A 23,395-nucleotide genomic window follows, 5' to 3' on the forward strand; every position below is an offset into this window, starting at 1 on the left:
GGCATGCTACCGGGCCGCCGGACCTCCCCCGGTCCGGCGGCCGAGCGTCAGCCCCGTGGCGGAGCCGGCGGCACCGGCGGCAGCGGCGGCGGCGTCTTCGCCGGGCGCTCCACGAGCGCGGCGAGCGCCAGCTCGATCGCCGTGTCCAACTGCGGGTCGCGGTCCGCCGCCCAGTCCTGCGGGGTGTGCGGCACCTCGATGTCCGGGTCGACACCGTGGTTCTCCACACCCCAGCCGTAGCCCTCCAGCCAGAAGGCGTACTTCGGCTGGGTGACCCCCGTGCCGTCGACCAGGTGGTAGCGGCTGTCGATGCCGATGACGCCGCCCCAGGTGCGGGTGCCGACGACCGGGCCGATGCCGAGCGCCTTGACCGCCGCGTTGACGATGTCGCCGTCCGAGCCGGAGAACTCGTTGGCGACCGCCACCACCGGTCCGCGCGGCGCGTCCTGCGGATAGCTGAACGGCAGCGCGCCGCGCGGGATGTCCCAGCCGACGATCCGGCGGGCCAGCTTCTCCACCACCAGTTGGGAGGTGTGGCCGCCGCGGTTCTCCCGGACGTCCACCACCAGCCCCTCCCGGGCGAACTCCACCCGCAGATCACGGTGGAGCTCGGCCCAGCCGCTGCTGACCATGTCCGGCACGTGCAGATAGCCGAGCCGCCCGCCGGACGCCCGGTGCACATGGGCCCTGCGGTCCGCCACCCAGTCGTGGTAGCGCAGCGCCTCCTCGTCGGCGAGCGGTACGGCCACCACGTGCCGTACCGGCCCGCCCGCCGCCGGTGCGACGGACAGCTCGACCGGCTTGCCCGCGGTGCCGACGAGCAGCGGGCCGGGCCCGGTCACCGGATCCACCGGGTGTCCGTCGACCGCGAGCAGGGTGTCCCCGGCGCGTACCGCGACCCCGGGCGCGGCCAGCGGGGAGCGCGCGTGCGGGTCGGAGGACTCACCGGGCAGCACCCGGTCGATCCGCCAACGGCCCTCCGCCGTGCGGGAGATGTCCGCGCCGAGCAGGCCCTGCCGCTGGAGCGGGTCGCGGTAGCCCCCGGGCGGGATGACATACGCGTGCGAGGTGCGCAGCTCGCCGTGCAGCTCCCAGAGCAGGTCGACGAGGTCGTCGTGGGTGGCGATGGCGTCGAGCAGCGGCCGGTAGCGCTCGCCGGCCGCGTCCCAGTCGACCCCGTTCATGTCGGCGCGCCAGAAGTTGTCCCGCATCAGCCGGTGCGTCTCGCCGTACATCTGCCGCCACTCGTCGGTGGGGCGCACGGTGACCCGGATCCGGGAGAGGTCGACCCGCACCGAGCTGTCGGAGTCGTCGTCGGCCTTGCTGTCGGCGGGCGCCAGCCGCAGCCGGCCGCCGTGGGTGACCAGCACCCGGTTGCCGTCGCCGGTGACCGCGAAGTCCTCGGCGTCGTCGGCGATCTCCTCGGTGCGCAACTGCGCCAGGTCGTAGCGTTCGAGCACGGTGTTCGGCGGATGCGCGTCCGGCCCGGCCAGCGCGGAGCCGAGCACGCCGACCAGCGGGTGCCGCAGCCACAGCACCCCGCCCTTGGCCGCGCGCAGCGCGGAGTAGCGGCCCGCCTCCACCGGGAAGGGCACGATCCGGTCGGCCAGGCCCTCCGCGTCCACCTTGGTGACAGGGGTACGGGGGCGGTCGCCCTTGCCTTTGCCGTCCCCGTCGTTCTCCCCGTCCCTGTTCGCGGGGTCGTCGGTGCCCGTGCCGTCCTTGGCCGGGTCCTCCTCGCCCTCGTCGTCGTACGGCCGGCCGTGCCGCTGCGGTCCGAAGGGCGAGGGTGTGGTCGCGGCCAGCGTCATCAGATACGGGCGGCAGGCGTTCGGGAAGGACAGATCGAAGACATGGGCGTCGTAGACCGGGTCGAAGGCCCGCTCGGAGAGGAACGCCAAGTGCCGTCCGTCGAGGGTGAAGGCGGGCGCGAAGTCGTTGAAGCGCAGCGGGGTGGCGTCCACGACGGTGAGGTCCGAGGTGGCGGCGAGCTTGATCTGCCGCAGCGAGCCGGGCCCGGGGTGCGACCAGGCGAGCCAGCGGGAGTCGGGGGAGAAGGCCAGGTCGGAGGCGTCTCCGGCGTCCCCGGCGGTCACCTCTCTGACCTCGCCGGTCTGGGTCTCCACCAGCAGCACCCGGCCGTCGTGGGCGGCGACGGCGATCCGGTGGCCGTCGGGTGACACCTCGATCTCGTGCACCCGGCCGATCCGGCCGGCGGCCAGCCGGCGCGGCGCGGTACCGGCCGGCAGGCCGGTGGCCGGGGCGAGTTCGAGCGCGTCGTCCCCCTCGGCGTCGGTGACCCACACCACGTGCTGGTCGCCGTCGCCGCCCTGCGAGAACACCCGCGGATACCGGGTACGGACGCCGGGTTCCGCGGCGAGCACCCGGGCCGGGCCGCCGCGGTGGGTGATCCAGTGGGTGGTGCCGCGGATCTCGACGGCGCTGCCGCGGCCGCTGTGGTCGGGGCGGGCGCCGCCCAAGTGGTGCGAGGCGCGGACCGGGTGGGGGTGGAGGTCGGCGCGCTGACCACCGAGGGAGATACGCGGCACGCGGGGCTCGGCGCCGGCCAGATCGTCGAGCAGGAAGAGCCGTCCCGCGGACATATAGGCGATCCGGCTGCCGTCGGTGGCCGCTTGCCGCGCGTAGAAGCCGCCGAGCGGGCTGTGCCGGCGCAGGTCGGAGCCGTCGGGCAGGCTGGAGTAGACGGCGCCCTGGCCCTCGTGGTCGCTGAGGAAGGCGATCCGCTCGCCGACCCACATCGGGCACTCGATGTTGCCGTCGAGTCCGGCGTGCACCCGGTGGAACTCGCCCCCGCCGTCCGGGTCCAGCCACAGCTTGCCGGCGGTTCCGCCCCGGTAGCCCTTCCAGTACGCGGCCTCCCGACCCATCGTCGCCGACTGGAGCAGGACGGCGCCGCCGGGGCCGTGGGCCAGGTCGCCGAGCGGCCCGTACGGCAGGGTCCTGGCCGGCCCGCCGTCGAGCGGCACCGCGCGGGCCCAGCTCCGCCGCAGAGACGCCTGGCCGTCGGCGGTGATCACCACCAGCTCGCCGTCCGGCGTCCAACCCCGGACCGCGGTACGGCCGTTGCCCCAGTACGTCAGCCGCCGGGAGGGGCCGCCCTCGACCGGCGCGACGTGCACCTCGGGTGCGCCGTCCCGGGTCGAGGTCCAGGCGATCAGCTCGCCGTCCGGTGCGATCCGGGGCCGGCCGACCTGCACGTTGTCCACGCTCACCCGCCAGGCGCGACCGCCGTCGAGCGGGGCGAGCCAGACGTCGTCCTCGGCGGTGAAGGCGATCACCTCGCCGAAGGGGTGCGGGTTCCGCAGATAAGCGGGCTGCGCGGGCCGCTCACCGGCGGGGCGCGCCCTCCCCGCCCCCTGATCGCGCCGGGCGTCCGCCGCCCCCGCCCCGACCCGCTTCTTCCCGGCGGCCTTCTTCGGCGCGGCAGGCCCCGCCGCCGTCTTACCCGGCGGCGCCTTGCTGACGCCAGCCTTCTTCCCCGCCGCCGTCTCCCGCCCGGCCGCCTGCCCGGCGGACGCCCGCCCCGCCGCAGACTTCCTGGCCAGCGTCTTTTTCGGTGCGGCCTTCTTAGCCGCCGCCGTCTCCCGCCCGGCCGCCTGCCCGACGGACGCCCGCCCCGCCGCAGACTTCCTGGCCAGCGTCTTTTTCGGTGCGGCCTTCTTAGCCGCCGCCGCCTCGCGGCCGGCCGGCTGCCCGGCGGACGCCCGCTCGGCCACCGACTTCTCCGGGGCCGCCTTCTTCGCGGCAGCCTTCTTGCCGACCGCCGTCCCACCACCAGCCGCCTGCCCGGCGGACGCCCGCCCCGACGCCGTCTTCTTACCCGCCGCCGTGCGCTTCGCCGCGGCCTTCTTCGCGGGCTGGCCCGCCGCGGCGGGCTTCGCTGCGGGGCGGGTCGAAGGCTGGGGCTCCGGCTGGTCGGTCGGCGGCGGGGCGTCCTGCGCGGTCGACTGCCGGCGCTGCCGCGTCGGTCGCCGTTCCGTGGGCTGCTGCTCCGGCCGCGTGTGGGATGTCGGGTGCGTCACTCCGCCACCCTAACCAGGATCAACTCCTCACCGGAGTACGGATGTCACGGCCGGGCGGCCGGCTGCCCCGATTCCCGCCCCGACCAACTGGCGCCCGCGCCCTCGCCACCCCCGTCCCACAGAGCCCTCCTACACTCCCCCGGTGGACACCTACACCTGCACGCTCTGCGGCTCCGGCGGTCTGGAACGCGGCTTCGTCGAAGACTCCGGCGAGGGCGGTCGCGGCTATTCCCGCTGGATCGCGGGCCCGCTCCAGCTCGGGGCGTTCGGCGGAGCCAAACGCAGGGGCCGGCAGCGCTGGCAGATCGACGCCTACCGCTGCCCCGCCTGCGGCCACCTCGAACTCTTCGCCGCCCGCCCGATCTGACGGATCCACCGGGCCCCGGATCCCCCGGACCCCCGGACCCCCGGAGAGGCACGGGCGATCCCGCCCCCACGAAGCGGACGGAACCGATCCCCCCGTCCTCCCCTCTTCCACGGTGAGCCGCACCACCGCGCCGGTCCTCTGTCCGCCGGGCGGGGGCGCGGCTCCTCGGAGGTGACGGACCGCTGCCGCGAACCCGCCGGCCGGCCCCGGGATGACGGCCGCCCCGCTCGTACAGGCGGGTGAGCACGTCATCACGGTGGTCCAAGCCGGCTTGCCACCGAGTACACGGCGGACTTGTGCTGGTGTCATCAGCCGTTTCCCGGCGGCCGCGGGGCGAGCGTCCCGCGGGGCCGACGCGGAAGCGGCGCGGGCGAAGGCGGCGGGTTCATCCCCGTGTTTGTTACTACACGTCGTAGTAGCACGATTGGCGGACACGTCAACCGACCGATACGAGGGAGCGAGGTGACTCGGTGCTGACCTCCCGCGGAACCGTCGTAGCACCCTCGCGGGTGCGTTTCCGGGTCGCCGGACGGCGCCCCGAGGCCCAGTTCTCGGCCGCGCTGCTCGCGTCGCTGCTCGGCATGGGGGCCTACTGTCTGGCGATGGCCGTCCGGGGCACCTACCCGTTCGGGCCGCGCTCGCGGGCCGTCAACGACCTCGGCAACCAGTTCGTCCCCCTGCACGCGCATCTGTGGGACCTGACGCACGGCCAGGCCCACGGCGATCTGATCTTCAACTGGAGCAGCGGCTACGGGGTGCCGTTCCTGGCCGATTTCTTCACGTATCTGATGAACCCGTTCTCCTGGCTGGTCGGCCTCTTCCCCCGGGACGCCGTCCAGTTCCCGGTGTTCCTGGTCACCCTGCTGAGCATCGGCCTCGCCTGCGCCCTGATGACGGTCTTCCTGGGCCTGCTGCATCCCGGTTCGCCCTGGCTCCGCGCCCTGCTGGCGGTCGGCTACGGGGTCAGCGGCTGGACGATCTCCGACGGCTTCTCCGACCCCATGTGGATGTGGGGCCTGGTTTCCCTCCCGGTGCTCGGCCTCGTCTCCGACTGGGCGCTGCGCCGGCGCCACTGGGTGCCCGGCGCGCTGCTGGTGGCCGTGGCCTGGGCCGGCAACTTCTACACCGCGGCGATGGGCACCATCGCCATCGGCCTGGTCCTGCTGGTGCGGCTGACGCTCGACGGGCGTCCGGTACGGGAACGGGGGCGCGTCCTGCTGCGGGCGGTCTCCATGACGGCGACCGGTGTGCTGCTCGCCGCCCCCGTGCTGACCGTCACCTACAAGGCGAGCAAGGCGTCCCAGCCGGCCCCCGACATCGTCTACCAAGGGCCGCCGGGACCCCGGGACTACCTCGCCCATCTGCTGCCCGGCGGCCCGTTCCCCAGCGGCCCCCGGATCTCGGTCGGTGTGCTCGGGCTGCTGCTCGTGCTCACCTTCCCGTTCATGCGGCGGGTGCCGGGCAAGGAGCGCGCCCTGTGGCTCGGGCTGCTGCTGGTGGTCGCCCTCTCCTACGTCTGGACGCCGACGATCCTGCTGTGGCACGGCCTGGTCATGCCCAACGGCAGCCCGTACCGGGCGGCCATCGCGCTGACCGCCATGGAGGTGGCGGTCGCCTGGCTGGCCCTGGCCCGCCGGCCGCGGCCGGCCGAACTGCTGGCCGGCGGCGGGGTGCTGGCCGGGCTCTTCGCCGTCACCAGCGCCAGCCACTATCTGTCCGGCGACGACTGGATCGTGGCGGTGGCCGACTCGGCCCTGGTGCTCTGGCTGCTGGTGCTCTACCGGCAGCGGCGCGACCGGCGGGTGCGGGTCGCCGTCGTCGGCGCCCTGACCTGCTCGGTCTTCTTCGCCACCGCCTTCAACGTGCTCTCCGTCACCGCGGCGCGCGACCAGAGCCGCTGGTGGCAGCCGAAGCAGACCATCGACAGCCGGTCGCTGGCCGCGTACGCGTCGGTCAAGGGCCGGGAGGCGGCCGGGACCTGGCCGGCCACCCGGACCGACCCGGGCCCGCACAGCTTCGCCGACAACGACCCGCTGCTGATCGGCGGCGAGGGCGGCTCGTACTACAGCAGCTATCTGCCGGAGCGGACCGCGGTCACCCTGCGGGGGCTGGGCGCGGGCTGGTTCATAGAAGGCCGGCACACGGTCAGCTTCGACGACCCGGTCGGCCGGGCGATCATGGGCGTGAGCAGCTATCTCGTCGCCACCCCGCACACCGCTACTGGTTTCGCGCGGCGTGCGATCGCCGCGCCGCCGGTGGTCACCCTCAGACCCGCCGCGGCCCTGGACGGCGCCGCCGCCGACACCTCCGTCTTCGCCCGGCAGGAGCGGGTGCTGGGCGCCAGGGTCTACACCGTGCCGGCGGTCAGACCCACGGCGGGGCCCCGGCCCACCGCCGGACCCGGCGGCGTCTGGCGGCTGCCGCCCGCCGCCGAGGGCACCGCCGGGACCACCTTCACCGCGACCTGCGCGCCGGGCGATTCCGCCTTCGTGTACGCGCCCTGGTTCGCCGGCACCCTGCGGGCGAACGGGGTGACATATCGGCGCGGCGGCGTCTTTCCCACCACTGACAACGGGATCCTGCCGGTCGGGCAGGTCGCGGGCGGCGGCGCGCTGACGCTGGCGTTCGCCGGCGCCGGCGCCCAGGACATCCCGCGCTCGCCGGTCGCCTGTCTGAACCGACACGCGCTCAGCCGGGCGGTGAGCGCGCTGAAGGCCGGCGGGCCGGCCAGGATCACCGCCGGCGGCCACTCGATAGCGGCCTCCTTCGGCCGCCGCGCCACGGGTACGGCCGTGGTGGCCGTGCCCGCCGTCGACGGCTGGCGGTGCTCGGTGGACGGCGGGGCGGCGAAGGCCCCCGGCACACTCGGCGGCCTGATGGCCGTGAACCTCGGCGCCGGCGGGTCCCGCCTCGCCTGCTCCTTCTCGACCCCGGGTCTGACGGCCGGGCTGCTGGCGAGCGGTCTGGCGGCGGTGCTGCTGCTCGCCGTCGCTGTCGGCGGCCTGGTCCGGACCCGCTCATCACGTATCGGCACCGGGGAACACCCATGATGAAACTGTCCGTCGTCGTGCCCTGCTACAACGAGGAAGCGGTCATCGACCGGTTCGACGCCACGACCCGGGGCATGCTGGACGACCTCCCGATCCAGTACGAGATCTGCTACGTGGACGACGGCAGCACCGACGGGACCCTCGCCCGGCTCCGGCTGCTGGCCGAGCGGCACCCCGGAGGCACCCGCTATGTCTCCTTCAGCCGCAACTTCGGCAAGGAGGCCGGGATGCTCGCCGGGCTGCGGGAGGCCACCGGTGACGCCGTGATCATCATGGACGCCGACCTCCAGCACCCGCCGGAGCTGATCGCCCGGATGCTCGACCTCTATCAGCTCGGCCACGACCAGGTGATCGCCCGGCGCGGCCGGGAGGGCGACAAACCGCTGCGCTCGGCGCTCAGCCGCGCCTACTACCGGGCCGTCAACAAGTGGGTGGACGTCGAACTCGCCGACGGGGTGGGTGACTTCCGGCTGCTCTCGCGGCCGGTGGTGGACGCCCTGCTGTCGCTGCCGGAGTACAACCGCTTCTCCAAGGGGCTCTTCTCCTGGATCGGCTTCGACACCGTCACCTTCGACTACCGCAACGCGGCCCGTGAGGCGGGCGAGACCAAGTGGAGGTTCGGCAGCCTGCTCAACTACGGCCTCGACGGCCTCTTCTCCTTCAACAACCGCCCCCTGCGGATCGCCATCTGGCTCGGTGTCGCCCTGGCCGGACTCGCCGCGCTCTACGCGGTGTGGATCACGGTGACCGCGATGTCGTACGGTGTCACACTGCCCGGCTACGTCACCCTGGTCGCCATCGTGGTCGGCATGGGGGGTGTGCAGATGGTGATGCTGGGGCTGATCGGTGAGTACATCGGCCGGATCTACTACGAGACCAAGCGGCGGCCGCACTTCCTGATCAAGGAGAGCGCCGGCGTCGCCGGGAAGCCCGAGGACCCGAGGCGGCGCCGGCTGTCGCAGGGCAAGGTGGTGTGATGCCGCTCGAAGAAAGGCGCCGCGCCGCCGCCGTGCCACCGGCCGGCCGCAGCGCCGCGCGGGGCCAACTCGGCCAGATCCTCCGGTTCGGCCTCGTCGGCGGCGTCAACACCGTGACGTTCTACGGCTGCTACCGGCTGCTGCTGCCGCTGATGGCCTACTTCGCGGCCTACACGCTCGCCTTCCTGCTGAGCATGGTCGGCTCGTTCTTCATGAACACCTACTTCACCTACCGCACCCGTCCGACCTGGCGGAAGTTCGCGCTCTTCCCGCTCACCAACATCACCAACTACGCCGTACAGAGCGCCGGCCTCTTCGCGCTGGTGCACTGGGCCGGGATGGACAAGAAGTTCGCGCCGCTGCTGGCCGCGCTGGTCGCCATCCCCTTCACCTATCTGCTGTCCCGGCGGATCCTGACGCCGGCCGGCGCGCGGCCGGCGGCCGGGGAGAGATAGCCGTGGTAGCCGGGGAAGGCCCGTGAGTCCGGCAGGGTGACGGCGGTCCAGGAGCGGGCGTAGGCGGGCGGCCTGCCGTGGCGGGGGACGAGGACGGCGACCGGCCGGGTGCGGGCGGCGGCCACCAGTGCCGCCGTGCTGATGCTGGCGTCCGGGCCCCCGATCTGCCGGGACGAGCAGCCGGCGTAGAAGGCCATGGGCACGGCGTGGTCGCCGGTCAGCACGCACGGCGGCCGCACCCCGGCGGCGTGCAGCCGGGCGGCGACCGCGTCGTACGCGCCGCGCATCGCCCGGTTGGCGCGCACGTCGGAGGCGGTGACGGCGAACTGCACGGCGAGGTGGCCGCAGACCGCGACCGCGACGGCCCCGAGCAGCAGCGGCCGAAGGCGGCCGGCCGGGGCGGTGGCCAGCGCCCAGCCGCAGGCGGCGACGGGCAGCGCCAGCAGCGCGTACGCGGGCAGCAGGAAACGCGGCGCCGCGTAGCCGATCAGGAAGAGGTAGGGGACGGCGAGGAAGGACGCGGCCAGCAGCGGCGCCAGGGCGGTGGCCGCACGCCGGGCCCGGGCCGAGACGAGCACGCCGCCGGCCGCCAGCGGCGGCAGCGCGAACCACCACACCGAGGTGACCTTGTTCCGCCACGGCACGTCGCAGGGGCGGCACAGCGTGCGGCCGCCCAGCGCCCTGATCTGGTCGTCGACCGCGAAGTGCCGGCCGGTGCCGCCCTCGATGGCACTGGCCCGGTGCAGCCGTTCGGCGAGCCCGCCGTACCGGACGTACGCCTCGATCAGCCACTCGCCGCAGCCGAGCGCCACTCCGGCGGCGAGGGCGCCCCACAGCAGCGGGCGGCGCCCGCCGGGCAGGAAGAGCGCCAGCACGGCGAGCGACAGCACCAGCCAGGCGGCGTCCGGCGGCCGCATCAGCCCGGTCAGCGCCACAGCCAGGCCGAGTCCGACCACCGCGGACCGGTCGGCGGGATCCCGGGCGGCCCGCAGGAAGCAGCCGACGGCCGCCAACGCCCCGTACGCCGACCACAGGTTGGGCATCACCTGCGGCCCGTAGAACAGCGTGATCCACAAGGTGGCGAAGAAGCCGGCGGCGAGCGCGAGCACCGGCGCCGGCACCAGCGTCCGCCAGACGCGGAAGGCCAGGTAGAGCCCGGCGGCCGACAGCAGCGCCATCCACACCCGCAGCGCGACGGTGGAAGTCGTCAGGGCGGCGACCGGCGCGGCCAGGAAGGAGATCCCGCGGGCCCGGGGCGCGCTGAAGAACGCGGCCGGCAGCCGGCGGCTCACCTGGCTGGTGTAGACGGTCTCGTCCCAGCCCAGCCCGCTGCCCGGCACCACCACGGCCACCTGCGTGAGGCAGAAGCCCAGCGCGACCGCGGCCAGCCAGGGCACGGCACGCGGACTCACCCGCCGCCCGGCTGACGTGACCGGTGCTCGGGCTCCGACGGAGGTGCGCGCTGTTTTCTCGGACATGGCGGTGATCACACCGTAGGCACCCGACGGGCGGCCGCCGGTAAGGCGCGCCCATCGGGACACCCGCGGCCGTGACACTGTCACCGGCGTATCCCGGCCGGGCAACGACCATGTCCGGCGGCACATCGCGTTGAACGGGTTCGCGGAGGCGGCCGTGTACCTGTCCGAGCGGCTGACACAACGGCCGCCGCACCAGGTACTTCGGAGGAAAGACCCATGATCCGCACTCGTCTGGCCGGCTTTGCCGCCCTTCTCGCCGCGGGGTCGATCGCCTTGACGGCTTGCGGGCCCACGAGCGACAACGGTGGTTCCGCGCCCGCCACGACCGCCGGACAACCGGCCACCAGCGCCGCGGCACCGGCCGGTCCGGTCAGCCTCACCAACGGGACGGCCCAGCAGAACAACGCCCCGGCCGATACGGGCGACTTCTTCCAGGGGCCGAGCGACAGCCCGGCGGCGATGCGGTGGGTGGAGCTGACCGCGGGTTCGGCGGGCGACCTCAACCCGGTGGTGGTCAACGGAGCCGGTTTCACCCTCTACCGCTTCGACAAGGACACCGCGAGCCCGTCGAAGTCCAACTGCGACGGTGACTGCGCCACGACCTGGCCGCCGGTGGTGGTCAGGCCCGGTGCGAAGATCTTCGTCAACGGCGTGGCGAAGTCGCGGGTCGGTGTCGTCCGGCGGGACGACGGCAACCTCCAGGTGACGATCGGCGGCTGGCCGGTCTACAAGTTCAGCAAGGACACCGCGCCGGGACAGACCAACGGGCAGGGCGTGGGCGGCACCTGGTTCGGTGTCACGCCTGACGGCACGAAGGCCGGGCAGTCCCCGCAGGGCCAGGACGGCACGACCGGGCTCGACTACTCCACCGGAACGGCCGCTCAGCACCACGCGCCGCCGAACACCGGTGACAACTACAAGGGTCCGCGCACCGACCCGGCGGCGATGAAGTGGGTCCAGCTCACGGCGGGTTCGGCGGGCGGCCTCAACCCGATCGTGCACGACGGCGCGGGCTTCACGCTCTACCGGTTCGACAAGGACACGGCGCACCCCTCGATGTCCAACTGCAACGGTGACTGCGCGAAAACCTGGCCGCCGGTCCTGGTCCACCAGGGCACCCGGATCTTCGTCAACGGTGTGCCGACCGCGCAGGTCGGCATCGTCAAGCGCGCCGACGGCAGCCGGCAGGTGACCATCGGCGGCTGGCCGGTCTACCGCTTCAGCAAGGACACCGCGCCCGGTCAGACCAACGGTGAGGGCGTCGGCGGCACCTGGTTCGCGGTCTCCCCGAAGGGCGGCAAGGTGCTTCCCCCGGTCGCCCAGGGCGACGGCGGCACGGCGCCGGGCGGCGCTCCCGCCACCAGCGCCGCTCCCACCGCGAGCACCGGCGGCTCGGTGACCCTGGGCAACGGCAGCGTCATCCTCGACAGCGGCAAGAACCTGACGGAGCCCAGCGGTTCGGTGGGCGCCTCCGGCCCCGGCTGCCAGACCCTCGCCCAGCCGTTCGCCGCGCTGTCGATCCAGCTCAGCGGCGGCCCGGTCAAGATCTGGACCGGCCCCGACTGCACCGGCACCTCCAAGGTGATCACCGCCTCGGTCAACGACCTGACAGCCGTCGGCTTCACCCAGCCGGTCGCGTCGGTCCGCTTCGGCGGCTGACCGCCATAAGCCCCCAGGGCCCACCGGGATCCCCGGTGGGCCATCGGCGCGTGAACCCTCAGGACCGGTGGACCATCGGCGTATGAAAACCTCAGCTATGTGAAAAATCGATTCGGCATCGGGCCGGTGACCCTCTCGCTGACGGCGTTCGCCGTCGCGACCCTGACCCTCGCCGTGCTGCTCGTCACGGGTGCGGGCAATGAGCACGCACAGGCCGCCGCCTCACCGCGGACCGGCCCGTTCCCCGGCGACTTCACCGACATCCGCGATGTCCCCCGCTCCCCCGCGCCGGCCCCGGGCCCGGGCGCGTCCACCGGGACGTACACCGAGCGGTGCGGCGTCGACGCCGAGAACCACCGCAACGCCGACAACCTGGTGGTCTCCCCAGGGCTGGCGGGCGGCGCCCACCACACCCACGACTACGTCGGCAACCTCTCCACCACCGCGCTCTCCACCGACGCGAGCCTCGCCGCCGCCCCGACCACCTGCACCGACGGCGACCGGTCCACGTACTTCTGGCCGGTGCTGCGCCGCCAGGACCTGCCGGGCACCGATCCGCACGCGGTGGGCGGCGGACACGACGGCAACCTCGGGCGCATCCTGCCGCCCGCCTCGGTGACGATCCAGTTCCAGGGCAACCCGGCGACCCCGGTCGTCGCCATGCCGAGGTTTCTGCGGATGATCACCGGCGACCCGGTGGCCGCGACGGTGGGACTCGCCCAGGCGCACGCCGACTGGGGCTGCGCCGGCTTCCCCGACCGCGCCACGATGCTCTACCCGCGGTGCCCGACCGGCCACCGGCTCACCCGCACCTTCGACTTCCCGAGCTGCTGGAACGGTCTCGGCACCGACAGCGAGAACCACCGCACCCACGTCCTCTTGCCGGCCGCCGACGGGGTCTGCCCGCCGGGCACCTTCCCGATCCCGCGCCTGCACGTGGTCGTCGGGTACGACGTGGCGCCCGGCACACCGATCGCCGTGGACGCCTTCCCCGAGCAGAAGCACAGCCCGGTGACCGACCACTCCGGCTTCGTCGACGTGCTGACCGACCGGCAGATGGCCGGGGTCGTCCACTGCCTCAACACCGGCCGCCGCTGCGTGGAGTGAACCCGATCGCCGCGGGATCCGTGTTCAAGGCGACGCGGTCGCATCAGGACGGAGCAAATTGGATGGCGATACTGCGGTCCCGCGGATCTCGCACTCGGCAGAGCAGTAGCGACGAGTTGCTGATCCGCGCACTCTACGAGGAACACGGGAAGGCGCTGCTGGCGTACGCGACCCGGCTGACGGGAGACCGTCAGGCCGCCGAGGACGTGGTCCAGGAGACGCTGATCCGGGCCTGGCGCCATCCGGAGGTGATGGCGAACGGCGAGGGATCGGTCCGCGGCTGGCTGCTGACCGTGACCCGTAACATCGTCACCGACCGGCACCGCGCGAAGGCGGCCCGGCCCACCGAAGTCGCCGAGTCGGAATCGGCGGCGGCCTCGGCCGGATCGGTCGAGCGCGACCACGCCGACGCGGTGGTCGACTCGATGGTGCTCTCGGAGGCGCTCGACCGGCTCTCCCCCGAGCATCGCGCGGTACTGGTGGAGGTGTATTACAAGGGGCACACTGCCGCCGAGGCGGCCCGCAAGCTGGGCATCGCCGAGGGGACCGTCAAGTCCAGGGCCCACTACGCGCTGAAGTCGCTGCGCGAGCACTACGCACGGAAGCCCGGCAGCAACGTCAGCCTCCAGGAGGTGGCCGCGTGAGTGAGTCGCATCGCCATGAGGAACTGCTGGGGGCCTACGTCCTCGGGGTGCTCGACCCCGAGGAGACACGGGAGATCGACGAGCACACGGCCGGCTGCGACGAGTGCCGCGCCGAGCTGACCGAGCTGCGCGAGACGGAGCTGCTCCTCGGGGCGCTGCCGCCCGAGGTGTTCGAGGACGGACCGCCGGAAGGCGGCGATCTGCTGTTGCAGCGAACCCTGCGGCGGGCTCGCGAGGACCGGGCGGATGTCCGGCGAAAATGGTCGCTGGCGGTGGGCGCCGCCGTCGCCGCCTCGGCCGCACTCGTCTTCCTCGGCGGCTACCTCGTGGCGGGGGGCGACGACTCGGGAACACAGGCCGCCGGACCGGTGATCCCCACCACGACCGGCGTCACCTCGACCGCCACCCCGGTGCCGGGTGTCCGGGTCGCCTCCGCGACCGATCCGGACACCAAGGCCCGGATGACCGTACGGCTCACCCCGGCCGCCGGCTGGATCCGGCTCAACGCGGCCGTCACCGGCATCCCGGCGGGTGAACGCTGCCACCTGGTGGTGGTCTCCCGCGACGGGAGGCACGAGGACGCCGGCAGCTGGCAGGTGGGGGACGACGGGACGGGCGCAGGCAAGGGAGCCGACCTGGACGGCTCCGCCGCGGTCGGCGCAGACCAGGTGACGTCGGTGATGGTGCAGAACGACCAGGGCAAGACGTTCGTCACCGTCCCGGTCTGATCCGGTACGACCCGGGTGCCCCCCGCCACGGGGGCGGGGGACACCCGTAACGGCCCGGTCCCGTGGCCGTGGGACCCGGCTTACGCCCAGCGGCCCGTCCGGGTGAGCAGGAGGGCGGCGGCGGCCACGCCCGCGGTGGAGGTCCGCAGCACCGTGGGGCCCAGCCGGTAGGGGGGCGCCCCGGTCTCCGCGAAGGCGGCCAACTCCTCGGGGGCGACCCCTCCTTCAGGTCCTACGACCAGGACCAGCGACCCGGCGGCGGGCAGCGGCGCGGTCGCCAGCGGGGTGGCGCCCTCCTCGTGCAGCACGCCCGCGAAGTCGGCCGCGCCCAGCAGCCCGGCGAGCTGACGGGTGGTCACCGGCTCGGTCACCTCGGGAAAGCGCAGCCGACGGGACTGCTTGGCCGCCTCGCGGGCCGTGGCACGCCATTTGGCCAGCGACTTGGCGCCCCGGTCGCCGCGCCACTGGGTGACACAACGGGCGGCGGCCCAGGGCACGATGACATCGACGCCCGCCTCCGTCATCGTCTCGACGGCGAGTTCGCCGCGGTCGCCCTTGGGGAGGGCCTGGACCACGGTGATCCGGGGATCGGGTGCCGGCTCGTCCCGGACCGCGCTCACCTCGACGTTGAGCACGTCCTTGCCGACCACACCGGCCACCACCCCGTACGCCCCCCGCCCGGCGCCGTCGGTGAGCACGATCTCCTCACCTTCCCGCAGCCTGCGGACGGACACCGCGTGCCGCCCCTCCGGGCCGTCCAGGGTGAGACGGCCGGACGGGCCCGAGCTGTCCAGGAGCCCGGGGTCCACGAGGAAGACCGGGGCGGTCACGAGCGAGCCTCCTGGGTGGCGTGGAGTTCGGCGACGAGCGTCTCGACGAGGACGCCGGCCGACAGCTCACGGGCGAGCCGGTGGCCCTGCCCGGCCCACAGGGCCATGCCCTGGGCGTCGCCGGCCAGGGCGGCGGCCCGGCGCAGCGGCGAGGTGAGGTGGTGGATCTGCGGGTAGCCGGGCGGGGCGTAGGGGCCGTGATCGCGCATGAAGCGGTTGAGCAGGCCGCGGGCCGGCCGGCCGGAGAAGGCGCGGGTCACCTCGGTGCGGGCGAAGACCGGGTCGGTGACCGCCCGCTTGTGCACCACGTTGGCGCCGGACTCCGGGCAGACCAGGAACGCGGTGCCGAGCGCGGCGGCGTCCGCGCCCGCGGCCAGCACGGCGGCGATCTGGCCGCCGCGCATCAGACCGCCGGCCGCGATGATCGGCAACTGCACGGTCTCACGCACCTGCGGGATCAGTGAGAGCAGCCCCACGCCGCCGTGGTCGAGCTGCGGATCGTCGCGGTGGGTGCCCTGATGGCCGCCGGCCTCCACCCCCTGGACGCACACCGCGTCCGCGCCGGCCCACTGGGCGGCGAGCGCCTCGGTGGGCGAGGTGACGGTGACCACCGTGTACGTACCGGCCTTGGCGAAGGCGTCCAGGACCGGGCGCTCCGGGCAGCCGAAGGTGAAGCTGACCATCGGGACCGGGTCCTCCAGCAGGACGGCCACCTTCGCCTCGTACGCGTCGTCGTCGCCGAGGTCGGGGTCGCCGAGCGCGGTGGCGTACCAGGCGGCCTCGCCGGCCAGCTGCTCGGCGTAGACGGAGACGGCGGACCGGTCGGCGGTGGCGGGCTGCGGCATGAACAGATTCACCCCGAAGGGCTGCGAGCTGAGGTCGCGGAGCTGGCGGATCTCCTCGTACATCGCCTCGGACGTCTTGTATCCGGCCGCGAGGAATCCGAGCCCGCCGGCCGCGCCGACGGCCGCCGCGAGCTGCGGGTTGGACGCGCCGCCCGCCATCGGGGCCTGGATGACCGGGTGAGCGGAGAACGAGGAGAGGGTGGAGTGGGTGGAGCGATCGGTCGGCGCGGACATGGCCTCATCGTGCCATGCGCTTGCGCCCGGCTCGCGGTGGGTCGCCCATGGTCAGGGGCCGCGGGGACCCCCGCCACAACGCGCCGCGGGGACCCCCTGCCACGACGCGGCAGGGGGTCCCCGTTCACCGGACCGGCGGCCCGGTGAACGGGGGCGGGTCACCGGCCGAATCGGCGGGGTCAGCCGCCGGCTCAGCGGCCGTTGAACGCGTCCTTCAGGCGGGAGAAGAGACCCTGCTGGCCCGGCGCGAACTGGCCGGTCGGGCGCTCCTCGCCGCGGAGCTTGGCGAGCCGGCGCATCAGGTCCTCCTGGTCGGCGTCCAGCTTGTGGGGCGTGATGACCTCGACGTGCACCACGAGGTCGCCCCGGCCGCCGCCGCGCAGATGGGTGATACCGCGCTGGTGGAGCGGGATCGACTGGCCGGACTGGGTGCCGGGGCGGATGTCGATCTCCTCCATGCCGTCCAGCGTCTCCAGCGGGCACTTGGTGCCCAGCGCGGCGGCGGTCATCGGCAGGGTCACCGTGCAGTGCAGATCGTCGCCTCGGCGCTGGAAGACCGCGTGCGGGATCTCGCGGATCTCCACGTAGAGATCGCCGGCCGGGCCGCCGCCGGGGCCGACCTCGCCCTCGCCGGCGAGCTGGATCCGGGTGCCGTTGTCGACGCCCGCGGGGATCTTCACGGTCAGGGTGCGGCGGGAGCGGACCCGGCCGTCGCCCGCGCACTCCGGGCACGGGGTGGGCACCACGGTGCCGAAGCCCTGGCACTGCGGGCACGGCCGCGACGTCATGACCTGGCCGAGGAAGGACCGGGTGACCTGGGAGACCTCGCCCCGGCCGCGGCACATGTCGCAGGTCTGCGCGGAGGTGCCGGGGGCGGCGCCCTCGCCGTTGCAGGTGCCGCAGGTGACCGCGGTGTCGACCTGGATGTCCTTGGTGGTGCCGAAGGCCGCCTCGTCCAGCTCGATCTCCAGCCGGATCATGGCGTCCTGGCCGCGGCGGGTCCGCGAGCGCGGTCCGCGCTGCTGGGACTGGCCGAAGAAGGCGTCCATGATGTCGCTGAAGTTGCCGAAGCCCGCGCCGAAGCCGGCCGCGCCGCCGCCACCGCCCGCCGCGGACAGCGGATCGCCGCCGAGGTCGTAGACCTGCTTCTTCTGCGGATCGGAGAGCACCTCGTAAGCGGCGTTGATCTCCTTGAACCGCTCCTGTGTCTTCGGGTCCGGGTTGACATCCGGGTGCAGCTCACGGGCGAGCCGCCGGAATGCCTTCTTGATCTCGTCCGGTCCGGCGTCGCGGCGCACGCCGAGTACGGCGTAGTAGTCCGTGGCCACTTACGACTCCGCCAGGATCTGTCCGACGTAACGTGCCACTGCGCGTACCGCTCCCATCGTTCCGGGGTAGTCCATGCGGGTCGGTCCGACCACGCCGAGTTTGGCGACTGCCTCGTCGCCCGAACCGTAGCCGACCGCCACCACGGACGTGGAATTGAGGCCCTCGTGAAAGTTCTCATGACCGATACGGACCGTCATGGCCCCGTCGGCGGTCTCGCCCAGCAGCTTGAGAAGCACCATCTGCTCCTCGAGCGCCTCCAGCACCGGGCGGATCGTCAGCGGGAAGTCGTGGTTGAACCGGGTGAGGTTCGCCGCGCCGCCGAGCATGATGCGCTCCTCCTTCTCCTCGACCAGCGTTTCGAGGAGGGTGGCGAGCACCCCGGAGACGGTGGGCCGGTCGTCCGGTTCGAAGCTCTCCGGCAGCTCCTGCACCAGCGGCGGGACGTCGGGGAAGCGGCGGCCGACCACCCGGCTGTTGAGCCGGGCCCGCAGATCCGCGAGCAGGGTCTCGCCGACCGGGGCGGCGCAGTCGATCAGCCGCTGCTCCACCCGGCCGGTGTCGGTGATCAGCACCAGCATGACGCGGGTCGGGCCGAGCGACAGCAGCTCCACATGCCGGACCGATGACCGGACCAGCGAGGGATACTGCACCACCGCGACCTGCCGGGTGAGCTGGGCCAGCAGCCGTACCGTGCGGGCCACCACGTCGTCGAGGTCGACGGCGCCGCCCAGGAAGTTCTGGATCGCGCGCCGCTCGGCCCCCGACAGCGGCTTGACGCCCGCCAGCTTGTCGACGAAGAGCCGGTAGCCCTTGTCGGTGGGGATCCGTCCGGCGCTGGTGTGCGGCTGGGCGATGTAGCCCTCGTCCTCCAGCACGGCCATGTCGTTGCGCACGGTGGCGGGCGACACCCCGAGCTGGTGGCGCTCGGTCAGCGCCTTGGAACCGACCGGCTCCTCGGTGCCGACGTAGTCCTGAACGATGGCACGCAGCACTTCGAGTCGGCGTTCACTCAGCATCGCGCACCTCCCAGCCGTGGCCTGAGCCGTCTGGCCTGGCACTCGTCCGTTTCGAGTGCCAGCTTTCCCGCTGCAAGTGTACGGCGAGGCGGCAAGGGCTCGGCAAGACCGGCTCCGGAAAGGCTTCGCCAGGTACCGAGTTCGTACGGTGTGGGGCCGGATGTCGGCCGGATGCGGGGGCCCGGGCGCGCGTTCAGGGGTCTCGACGGGGGTTCACGGGCCGGCTCGCGCGCATCCGTGGGACTCCTCGGGGGACGCGCGGCTCGGATCGGCGGGTGCGCGCACCGGTGGGTACCGCGGCGCGCGTACCCAGGGTCACGGCGATAGCGTCGCCCCTGTGGAATCTGTGGAATCTGTGGAGAGCGCGGAGGAGCCGGACGCCGGGAGTTCGGTGTGGGAGCAGCTGGCTCCCGGAGTGGCCCGTCGGCGGCTGCCCCATCTCGATGTGACGGTCGGCCTGGTGGTCGGGGCGGACGCGGTGCTGCTGATCGACACCGGGTCCACGCTGCGCGAGGGCGCTGAGCTGCGGGACCAGGTCGCCGCGCTGACCGGCCGCGATGTGACGCACGTCGTGCTCACCCATGGACACTTCGACCATGTCTTCGGCGCCGCCGCCTTCCCGGCCGCCGAGGTGTACGGGCAGAGCTCCCTCGACGCCGTGCTGCGCGGCGGGCGGGAGGCGATGCGGGAGAACGCGGTGGGGCTCGGCACCGATCCGCTGGAGGCCGAGCGGGCGGCGCGGGCCCTGGCGGGCCTGGACCGGCCGGTGCCCGACGCGCTCGACCTCGATCTCGGCGAGCGCCCGGTGCGGCTGGTGCATCCCGGTGCGGGCCACACCGGACACGACCTCGTGGTGGTGGTGCCCGGCGCGACCCCGAGCGATCCGACCGTGGTGTTCTGCGGCGACCTGGTGGAGGAGTCGGGCCAGCCGCAGGCCGGCGAGGACGCGGTACCGGGCGCGTGGCCGGCCGCGGTGGACGCCTTGCTCGCCCTCGGCGGCGAGACCGCCCGCTACGTACCGGGGCACGGCGCGGTGGTGGACGCCCGCTTTCTGCGGGCCCAGCGGGAGACGCTCGCGCGGCGCTTCGCCGGACCGGAGGCGCCGGCTACCTGATCGCGGCCTCCCAGTCCGTCCGCTGGAGGGCCACCACCGCCATGTCGTCGTCGAAGACCCCGTCCGCATAGGCGAACAAGTCGTCGGTCATCACCCTGAGCAGCGTCTGCGGCGGGTGGTCGCCCGCCCACTGGGCCGCCCGCTCGACCAGCGGGTAGAAGACGCCGTGCCGGTTCCGCGCCTCGCTGACGCCGTCGGTGTAGAGGATCAGCCGGTCGCCGGGGCCGAAGTCGAAGGTGCTGGTGAAGTAGGTGGTGCCCTGCCCCAGGCCGCCGAGGCCGAGCGGCGGCGCGGGCTCGGCCACCTCCAGGACCGTGGCGGCGCCGTCCCGCAGGAGCAGCGGGCCCGGGTGACCGCAACTGATCACCCGCACACAGGGCTCGTCGTCCGGGATCTCCACGATCGCCGCCGTCACGAACCGCTCCGCCGCGTCGGCGCCGGAGTCGGCGCCCGGGTCGGCGCCCGGTACCGGTTCCGTCAGCTCGGCCAGGCTCCAGCGGAACCCTTCCTCCAGCGATCCGACCAGCTCCGGCAGCGGTCCCTTGCGGTAGGCGGCGGCCCGGAAGGCGCCCAGCACACTCTCGGTGTCCCCGATCGAGGACAGGCCCCGGCCCCTGACGTCGCCGATCAGCAGCCGGGTGGCGTCGTCGGTCCTGGCCACCGCGTAGAGGTCGCCGCCGAGCCGGGTCCCGTCCTCGGCCGCGCGGTACTCCGAGGCGATGGAGAGCGGTCCCGCCTGCTGGGGCAGCGGCCGCAGCACCACGCCCTGGGCGGCGGCCGAGACCCGGCGCAGCCGCTCCAGCTCGCGCTGCCGGCGCTCGCGCAGGTGGCTGAAGAGAACGAGGAGCGCCGAGAGCGACACCAGGGAGGCAAGCTCCACCAGCACGCTCTCGGTGGTGAGCGTGTGCCGCTCGCCGGCGGCGACCAGAATGGAGATCACCGCGGCCACGGCAGCCCCCACCCCCCAGCGCGGCCCCTTGAAAGCGGCCACCAGCGCGACCGGCACGACCAGCACATGGGCGAGATGGATCATCGGCGGCAGGAAGGCATCGGCTACCGGCACGGCGATGGTGACCAGCAGCGACAGCGGGAGCAGCCATCGGCCACCCGCTCCCGCGGACTCGTCCATCTCCTTGATGCGGGTCCAGAGGCGGCGCATCCAGGTTCCTCCCTTCCTCCGTCGCGGGCGGGATTGACCATTCACGCGTTGCCTGCCTTAACAACCCATCGATGAATCGTTGTCTTCCCGTTTCAATCGGTCCAAACCTGGATAAATCAGACTCCTCGCCACCCCTCGTCCGGCCGACGCGTCCCTGACCGCCGCCGCACCCGCCGCTGGCTACGATCTCCTCCATGCGCAGCAGGAGTTACGACGGCGACCTGACGCCACCCTGGAAGAAGGCGGCGCCCGCGCCCGAGGTGGCCGCCGAGCCGGACCTCGTGGTCGAGGAGGCCGGCACCGGCTTCTGCGGGGCGGTGATCCGCACCGAGAAGACCGCGGAGGGCCTCACCGTCACGCTGGAGGACCGCTTCGGCAGGCACCGGGTCTTCCCGATGGCCCCGGGCGCCTTCCTGCTCGACGGCAGGCCCGTCACCCTCGTCCGGCCGCCGCACGCGCCCGCCCCCCGCGGCCCCCTGCTCTCCCCCTCCGGATCGATCGCCGTCACCGGCGCCCAGGCCCGTGTCGCCCGCGCCGGACGGATCTACGTGGAGGGCCGCCACGACGCCGAACTCGTCGAGAAGGTCTGGGGGCACGACCTCCGGGTGGAGGGCGTCGTGGTGGAGTACCTGGAAGGCGTGGACGACCTGCCCGCCATCGTGTCGGCCTTCGCCCCGGCCCCGGACGCACGGCTGGGGGTGCTGGTCGACCACCTCGTCCCCGGCTCCAAGGAGTCCCGTATCGCCGCCTCGGTCACCGGCCCGGACGTGCTGGTCGTCGGCCACCCCTACATCGACGTCTGGGAGGCGGTGAAGCCCTCCTCGGTCGGTATCGCCGGCTGGCCGCGTGTCCCCCGCGGCCAGGACTGGAAGACCGGCGTCTGCCGGGCCCTCGGCTGGGCGGACCTCAGCACCGGCGAGGCCTGGCAGCGCATCCTGGCGTCGGTGGGTTCGTACAGGGACCTCCAGCCGGAGCTGCTCGGCCGGGTCGAACAGCTCATCGACTTCGTGACGGAGACCGCCGAGTGAACGGTCGGCGGTCGGCGGTCGTTCAGTCGGCGGTCGGCGGCGGTCGGCGGTCGGCGGTCGGCGGTCCTAGTCGACCAGGTCGCGCACCACGGCGTCGGCGAGGAGCCGGCCGCGCAGGGTGAGCACGGCGCGGCCCTCGGCGTAAGGGGCGGCTTCCAGGAGGCCGTCCCTTACCGCGCGAGCGGCGGCGCGGGTGCCTTCCGGGGCCAGCAGGTCCAGCGGGCAGCCGGCCGCCAGCCGTAGCTCGAGCAGCACCCGCTCGACCCTGCGGTCCTCGGCGGTGAGGACCTCGCGGCCCGCTCCCGGCGTGCGGCCTTCGCCGAGGGCCTGGGCGTAGGCGCCGGGGTGCTTGACGTTCCACCAGCGGACACCGCCCACGTGGCTGTGGGCGCCGGGCCCGGCGCCCCACCAGTCGGCCCCGGTCCAGTACAGCTCGTTGTGGGTGCACCGGCCGGCCGGGGAGGTCGCCCAGTTGGAGACCTCGTACCAGGAGAAGCCCGCCGCGCCGAGCCGCTCGTCGGCGATCAGGTAGCGGTCGGCGTGTTCGTCGTCGTCGGTCATCGGCACCTCGCCGCGTCTGATCCGCCGGGCGAGCTGCGTACCCTCCTCGACGATCAGCGCGTACGCCGACACGTGGTCAGGACCGGCGCCGATGGCCGCGTCCAGTGAGGCGCGCCAGTCGTCGTCGGACTCGCCGGGGGTGCCGTAGATCAGGTCGAGGTTGACGTGCTCGAAGCCGGCCGCGCGCGCCTCCGCGACGCAGGCCTCGGGGCGGCCCGGGGTGTGCGTACGGTCCAGTACGCGCAGCACGTGCTGACGCGCGCTCTGCATCCCGAACGACATCCGGTTGAAGCCGCCGGCCCGCAGCTCGGCCAGATAGCCGGGGTCGACCGACTCGGGGTTCGCCTCCGTGGTGACCTCGGCGCCCGGCGCCAGGCCGAACTCGTCGCGGATCGCGGCGAGCGCCCTTACCAGGTCGGCGGCGGGCAGCAACGTGGGCGTGCCGCCGCCGACGAAGACGGTGTCGACCGGCCGCGGGTCGTCCCCCAGCACCTTGCGGGCCAGCCGGATCTCCTCGATCAGCACGTCCGCGTAGTTGTCCCGGGAGGCCAGTGCCCCGCCGGAGCCGCGCAGTTCGCTCGCCGTGTAGGTGTTGAAGTCGCAGTAGCCGCAGCGGCTGGCGCAGTACGGCACGTGGAGGTAGAAGCCGAGCGGCCGGCCGGCGGCCCCGTCCAGCGCGTGCGCGGGCAGCGCGCCGTCGGCGGGTACGGGTTCACCGTCGGGAAGTACGGAAGGCATCCTCCCAGTATCCGGCACGGCGTCCGGCACCCG

Annotated in this window: 18 protein-coding genes; 10 read left to right on the forward strand and 8 right to left on the reverse strand. The window is 73.6% G+C overall.

Annotated elements, in window-relative coordinates:
* Positions 1–47 precede the first annotated feature (47 nt).
* Positions 48–3,299 carry a S41 family peptidase gene (locus tag OG519_RS09785; protein ID WP_405592596.1) on the reverse strand — a complete coding sequence of 1,084 codons (3,252 nt, stop codon included), beginning with the start codon at positions 3,297–3,299 and terminating at the stop codon, positions 48–50.
* 886 nt (positions 3,300–4,185) lie between these two features.
* Between OG519_RS09785 and OG519_RS09790 the strand changes: the two genes are divergently transcribed.
* The 4 genes from OG519_RS09790 to OG519_RS09805 all read left to right on the forward strand — a co-directional run bounded on the left by OG519_RS09790 (position 4,186) and on the right by OG519_RS09805 (position 8,892).
* Positions 4,186–4,410, forward strand: a complete 225-nt coding sequence (locus tag OG519_RS09790; protein ID WP_405581350.1) for a hypothetical protein — start codon at positions 4,186–4,188, stop codon at positions 4,408–4,410.
* A gap of 470 nt (positions 4,411–4,880) precedes the next feature.
* Positions 4,881–7,460 carry a YfhO family protein gene (locus OG519_RS09795; protein WP_405581353.1) on the forward strand — a complete coding sequence of 860 codons (2,580 nt, stop codon included), beginning with the start codon at positions 4,881–4,883 and terminating at the stop codon, positions 7,458–7,460.
* The gene (locus tag OG519_RS09800; protein WP_405592598.1) at positions 7,460–8,437 is read left to right on the forward strand and encodes a glycosyltransferase family 2 protein; all 978 of its coding nucleotides are present in this window, start codon (positions 7,460–7,462) and stop codon (positions 8,435–8,437) included. The genes OG519_RS09795 and OG519_RS09800 overlap by 1 nt, the downstream gene beginning before the upstream one ends.
* Positions 8,437–8,892, forward strand: a complete 456-nt coding sequence (locus OG519_RS09805) for a GtrA family protein (RefSeq protein WP_405581356.1) — start codon at positions 8,437–8,439, stop codon at positions 8,890–8,892. Before OG519_RS09800 ends, OG519_RS09805 begins: the two co-directional genes overlap by 1 nt.
* Here the strand turns inward: OG519_RS09805 and OG519_RS09810 are convergent.
* The gene (locus OG519_RS09810) at positions 8,829–10,370 is read right to left on the reverse strand and encodes a hypothetical protein (RefSeq protein WP_405581359.1); all 1,542 of its coding nucleotides are present in this window, start codon (positions 10,368–10,370) and stop codon (positions 8,829–8,831) included. The two genes, OG519_RS09805 and OG519_RS09810, sit on opposite strands and share 64 nt — an antisense overlap.
* A 216-nt stretch (positions 10,371–10,586) precedes the next feature.
* Here OG519_RS09810 and OG519_RS09815 point away from each other — a divergent pair, with 216 nt between their 5' ends.
* The 4 genes from OG519_RS09815 (at position 10,587) to OG519_RS09830 (ending at position 14,508) form a co-directional block, all read left to right on the forward strand.
* The gene (locus OG519_RS09815) at positions 10,587–12,029 is read left to right on the forward strand and encodes a hypothetical protein (protein WP_405581361.1); all 1,443 of its coding nucleotides are present in this window, start codon (positions 10,587–10,589) and stop codon (positions 12,027–12,029) included.
* A 99-nt stretch (positions 12,030–12,128) separates the two neighbouring features.
* The gene (locus OG519_RS09820) at positions 12,129–13,136 is read left to right on the forward strand and encodes a DUF1996 domain-containing protein (protein ID WP_405581363.1); all 1,008 of its coding nucleotides are present in this window, start codon (positions 12,129–12,131) and stop codon (positions 13,134–13,136) included.
* Between the two features lie 62 nt (positions 13,137–13,198).
* The gene (locus OG519_RS09825; protein WP_405581366.1) at positions 13,199–13,780 is read left to right on the forward strand and encodes a sigma-70 family RNA polymerase sigma factor; all 582 of its coding nucleotides are present in this window, start codon (positions 13,199–13,201) and stop codon (positions 13,778–13,780) included.
* A complete protein-coding gene (locus OG519_RS09830; protein ID WP_405581369.1) occupies positions 13,777–14,508 on the forward strand; it encodes an anti-sigma factor family protein in 732 nt (243 codons plus the stop codon). The genes OG519_RS09825 and OG519_RS09830 overlap by 4 nt, the downstream gene beginning before the upstream one ends.
* An 80-nt stretch (positions 14,509–14,588) precedes the next feature.
* Here OG519_RS09830 and OG519_RS09835 read toward each other — a convergent pair whose 3' ends face one another.
* From OG519_RS09835 to hrcA, 4 genes are all read right to left on the reverse strand, one after another.
* A complete protein-coding gene (locus tag OG519_RS09835; protein ID WP_405581372.1) occupies positions 14,589–15,338 on the reverse strand; it encodes a 16S rRNA (uracil(1498)-N(3))-methyltransferase in 750 nt (249 codons plus the stop codon).
* Positions 15,335–16,417 carry a nitronate monooxygenase gene (locus OG519_RS09840; RefSeq protein WP_405581375.1) on the reverse strand — a complete coding sequence of 361 codons (1,083 nt, stop codon included), beginning with the start codon at positions 16,415–16,417 and terminating at the stop codon, positions 15,335–15,337. Before OG519_RS09840 ends, OG519_RS09835 begins: the two co-directional genes overlap by 4 nt.
* 191 nt (positions 16,418–16,608) lie before the next feature.
* On the reverse strand, positions 16,609–17,745 hold the full coding sequence (dnaJ, locus tag OG519_RS09845) for a molecular chaperone DnaJ (RefSeq protein WP_405581378.1): 1,137 nt from the start codon (positions 17,743–17,745) through the stop codon (positions 16,609–16,611).
* On the reverse strand, positions 17,746–18,762 hold the full coding sequence (gene hrcA, locus OG519_RS09850) for a heat-inducible transcriptional repressor HrcA (RefSeq protein WP_405581380.1): 1,017 nt from the start codon (positions 18,760–18,762) through the stop codon (positions 17,746–17,748).
* A 337-nt stretch (positions 18,763–19,099) separates the two neighbouring features.
* Here hrcA and OG519_RS09855 point away from each other — a divergent pair, with 337 nt between their 5' ends.
* Positions 19,100–19,876, forward strand: coding sequence for an MBL fold metallo-hydrolase (locus OG519_RS09855; protein WP_405581382.1), 777 nt, complete (start codon positions 19,100–19,102; stop codon positions 19,874–19,876).
* Here OG519_RS09855 and OG519_RS09860 read toward each other — a convergent pair.
* The gene (locus OG519_RS09860) at positions 19,869–21,035 is read right to left on the reverse strand and encodes a PP2C family protein-serine/threonine phosphatase (protein ID WP_405581384.1); all 1,167 of its coding nucleotides are present in this window, start codon (positions 21,033–21,035) and stop codon (positions 19,869–19,871) included. The genes OG519_RS09855 and OG519_RS09860 overlap by 8 nt on opposite strands.
* Positions 21,036–21,229: 194 nt before the next feature.
* On the opposite strand from OG519_RS09860, the gene OG519_RS09865 reads away from it, so the two are divergent.
* The gene (locus OG519_RS09865) at positions 21,230–22,063 is read left to right on the forward strand and encodes a DUF3097 domain-containing protein (protein WP_405581387.1); all 834 of its coding nucleotides are present in this window, start codon (positions 21,230–21,232) and stop codon (positions 22,061–22,063) included.
* 66 nt (positions 22,064–22,129) lie between these two features.
* On the opposite strand, the gene hemW is transcribed toward OG519_RS09865, so the two are convergent.
* Complete coding sequence (gene hemW, locus OG519_RS09870) at positions 22,130–23,362, reverse strand: radical SAM family heme chaperone HemW (RefSeq protein WP_405581389.1); 1,233 nt, start codon at positions 23,360–23,362, stop codon at positions 22,130–22,132.
* Between the last annotated feature and the right edge of the window lie 33 nt (positions 23,363–23,395).

This window comes from Streptomyces sp. NBC_01190, assembly GCF_045039895.1.
Lineage (GTDB): Bacteria > Actinomycetota > Actinomycetes > Streptomycetales > Streptomycetaceae > Actinacidiphila.

Coding starts and splice junctions, on each gene's coding strand:
- OG519_RS09800 (WP_405592598.1), top strand. CDS start 7,460: ATGAAACTGTCCGTCGTCGTGCCCTGCTACAACGAGGAAGCGGTCATC.
- OG519_RS09805 (WP_405581356.1), top strand. CDS start 8,437: ATGCCGCTCGAAGAAAGGCGCCGCGCCGCCGCCGTGCCACCGGCCGGC.
- OG519_RS09810 (WP_405581359.1), bottom strand. CDS start 10,370: ATGTCCGAGAAAACAGCGCGCACCTCCGTCGGAGCCCGAGCACCGGTC.
- OG519_RS09815 (WP_405581361.1), top strand. CDS start 10,587: ATGATCCGCACTCGTCTGGCCGGCTTTGCCGCCCTTCTCGCCGCGGGG.
- OG519_RS09825 (WP_405581366.1), top strand. CDS start 13,199: ATGGCGATACTGCGGTCCCGCGGATCTCGCACTCGGCAGAGCAGTAGC.
- OG519_RS09840 (WP_405581375.1), bottom strand. CDS start 16,417: ATGTCCGCGCCGACCGATCGCTCCACCCACTCCACCCTCTCCTCGTTC.
- hrcA (WP_405581380.1), bottom strand. CDS start 18,762: ATGCTGAGTGAACGCCGACTCGAAGTGCTGCGTGCCATCGTTCAGGAC.
- OG519_RS09860 (WP_405581384.1), bottom strand. CDS start 21,035: ATGCGCCGCCTCTGGACCCGCATCAAGGAGATGGACGAGTCCGCGGGA.
- OG519_RS09865 (WP_405581387.1), top strand. CDS start 21,230: ATGCGCAGCAGGAGTTACGACGGCGACCTGACGCCACCCTGGAAGAAG.
- hemW (WP_405581389.1), bottom strand. CDS start 23,362: ATGCCTTCCGTACTTCCCGACGGTGAACCCGTACCCGCCGACGGCGCG.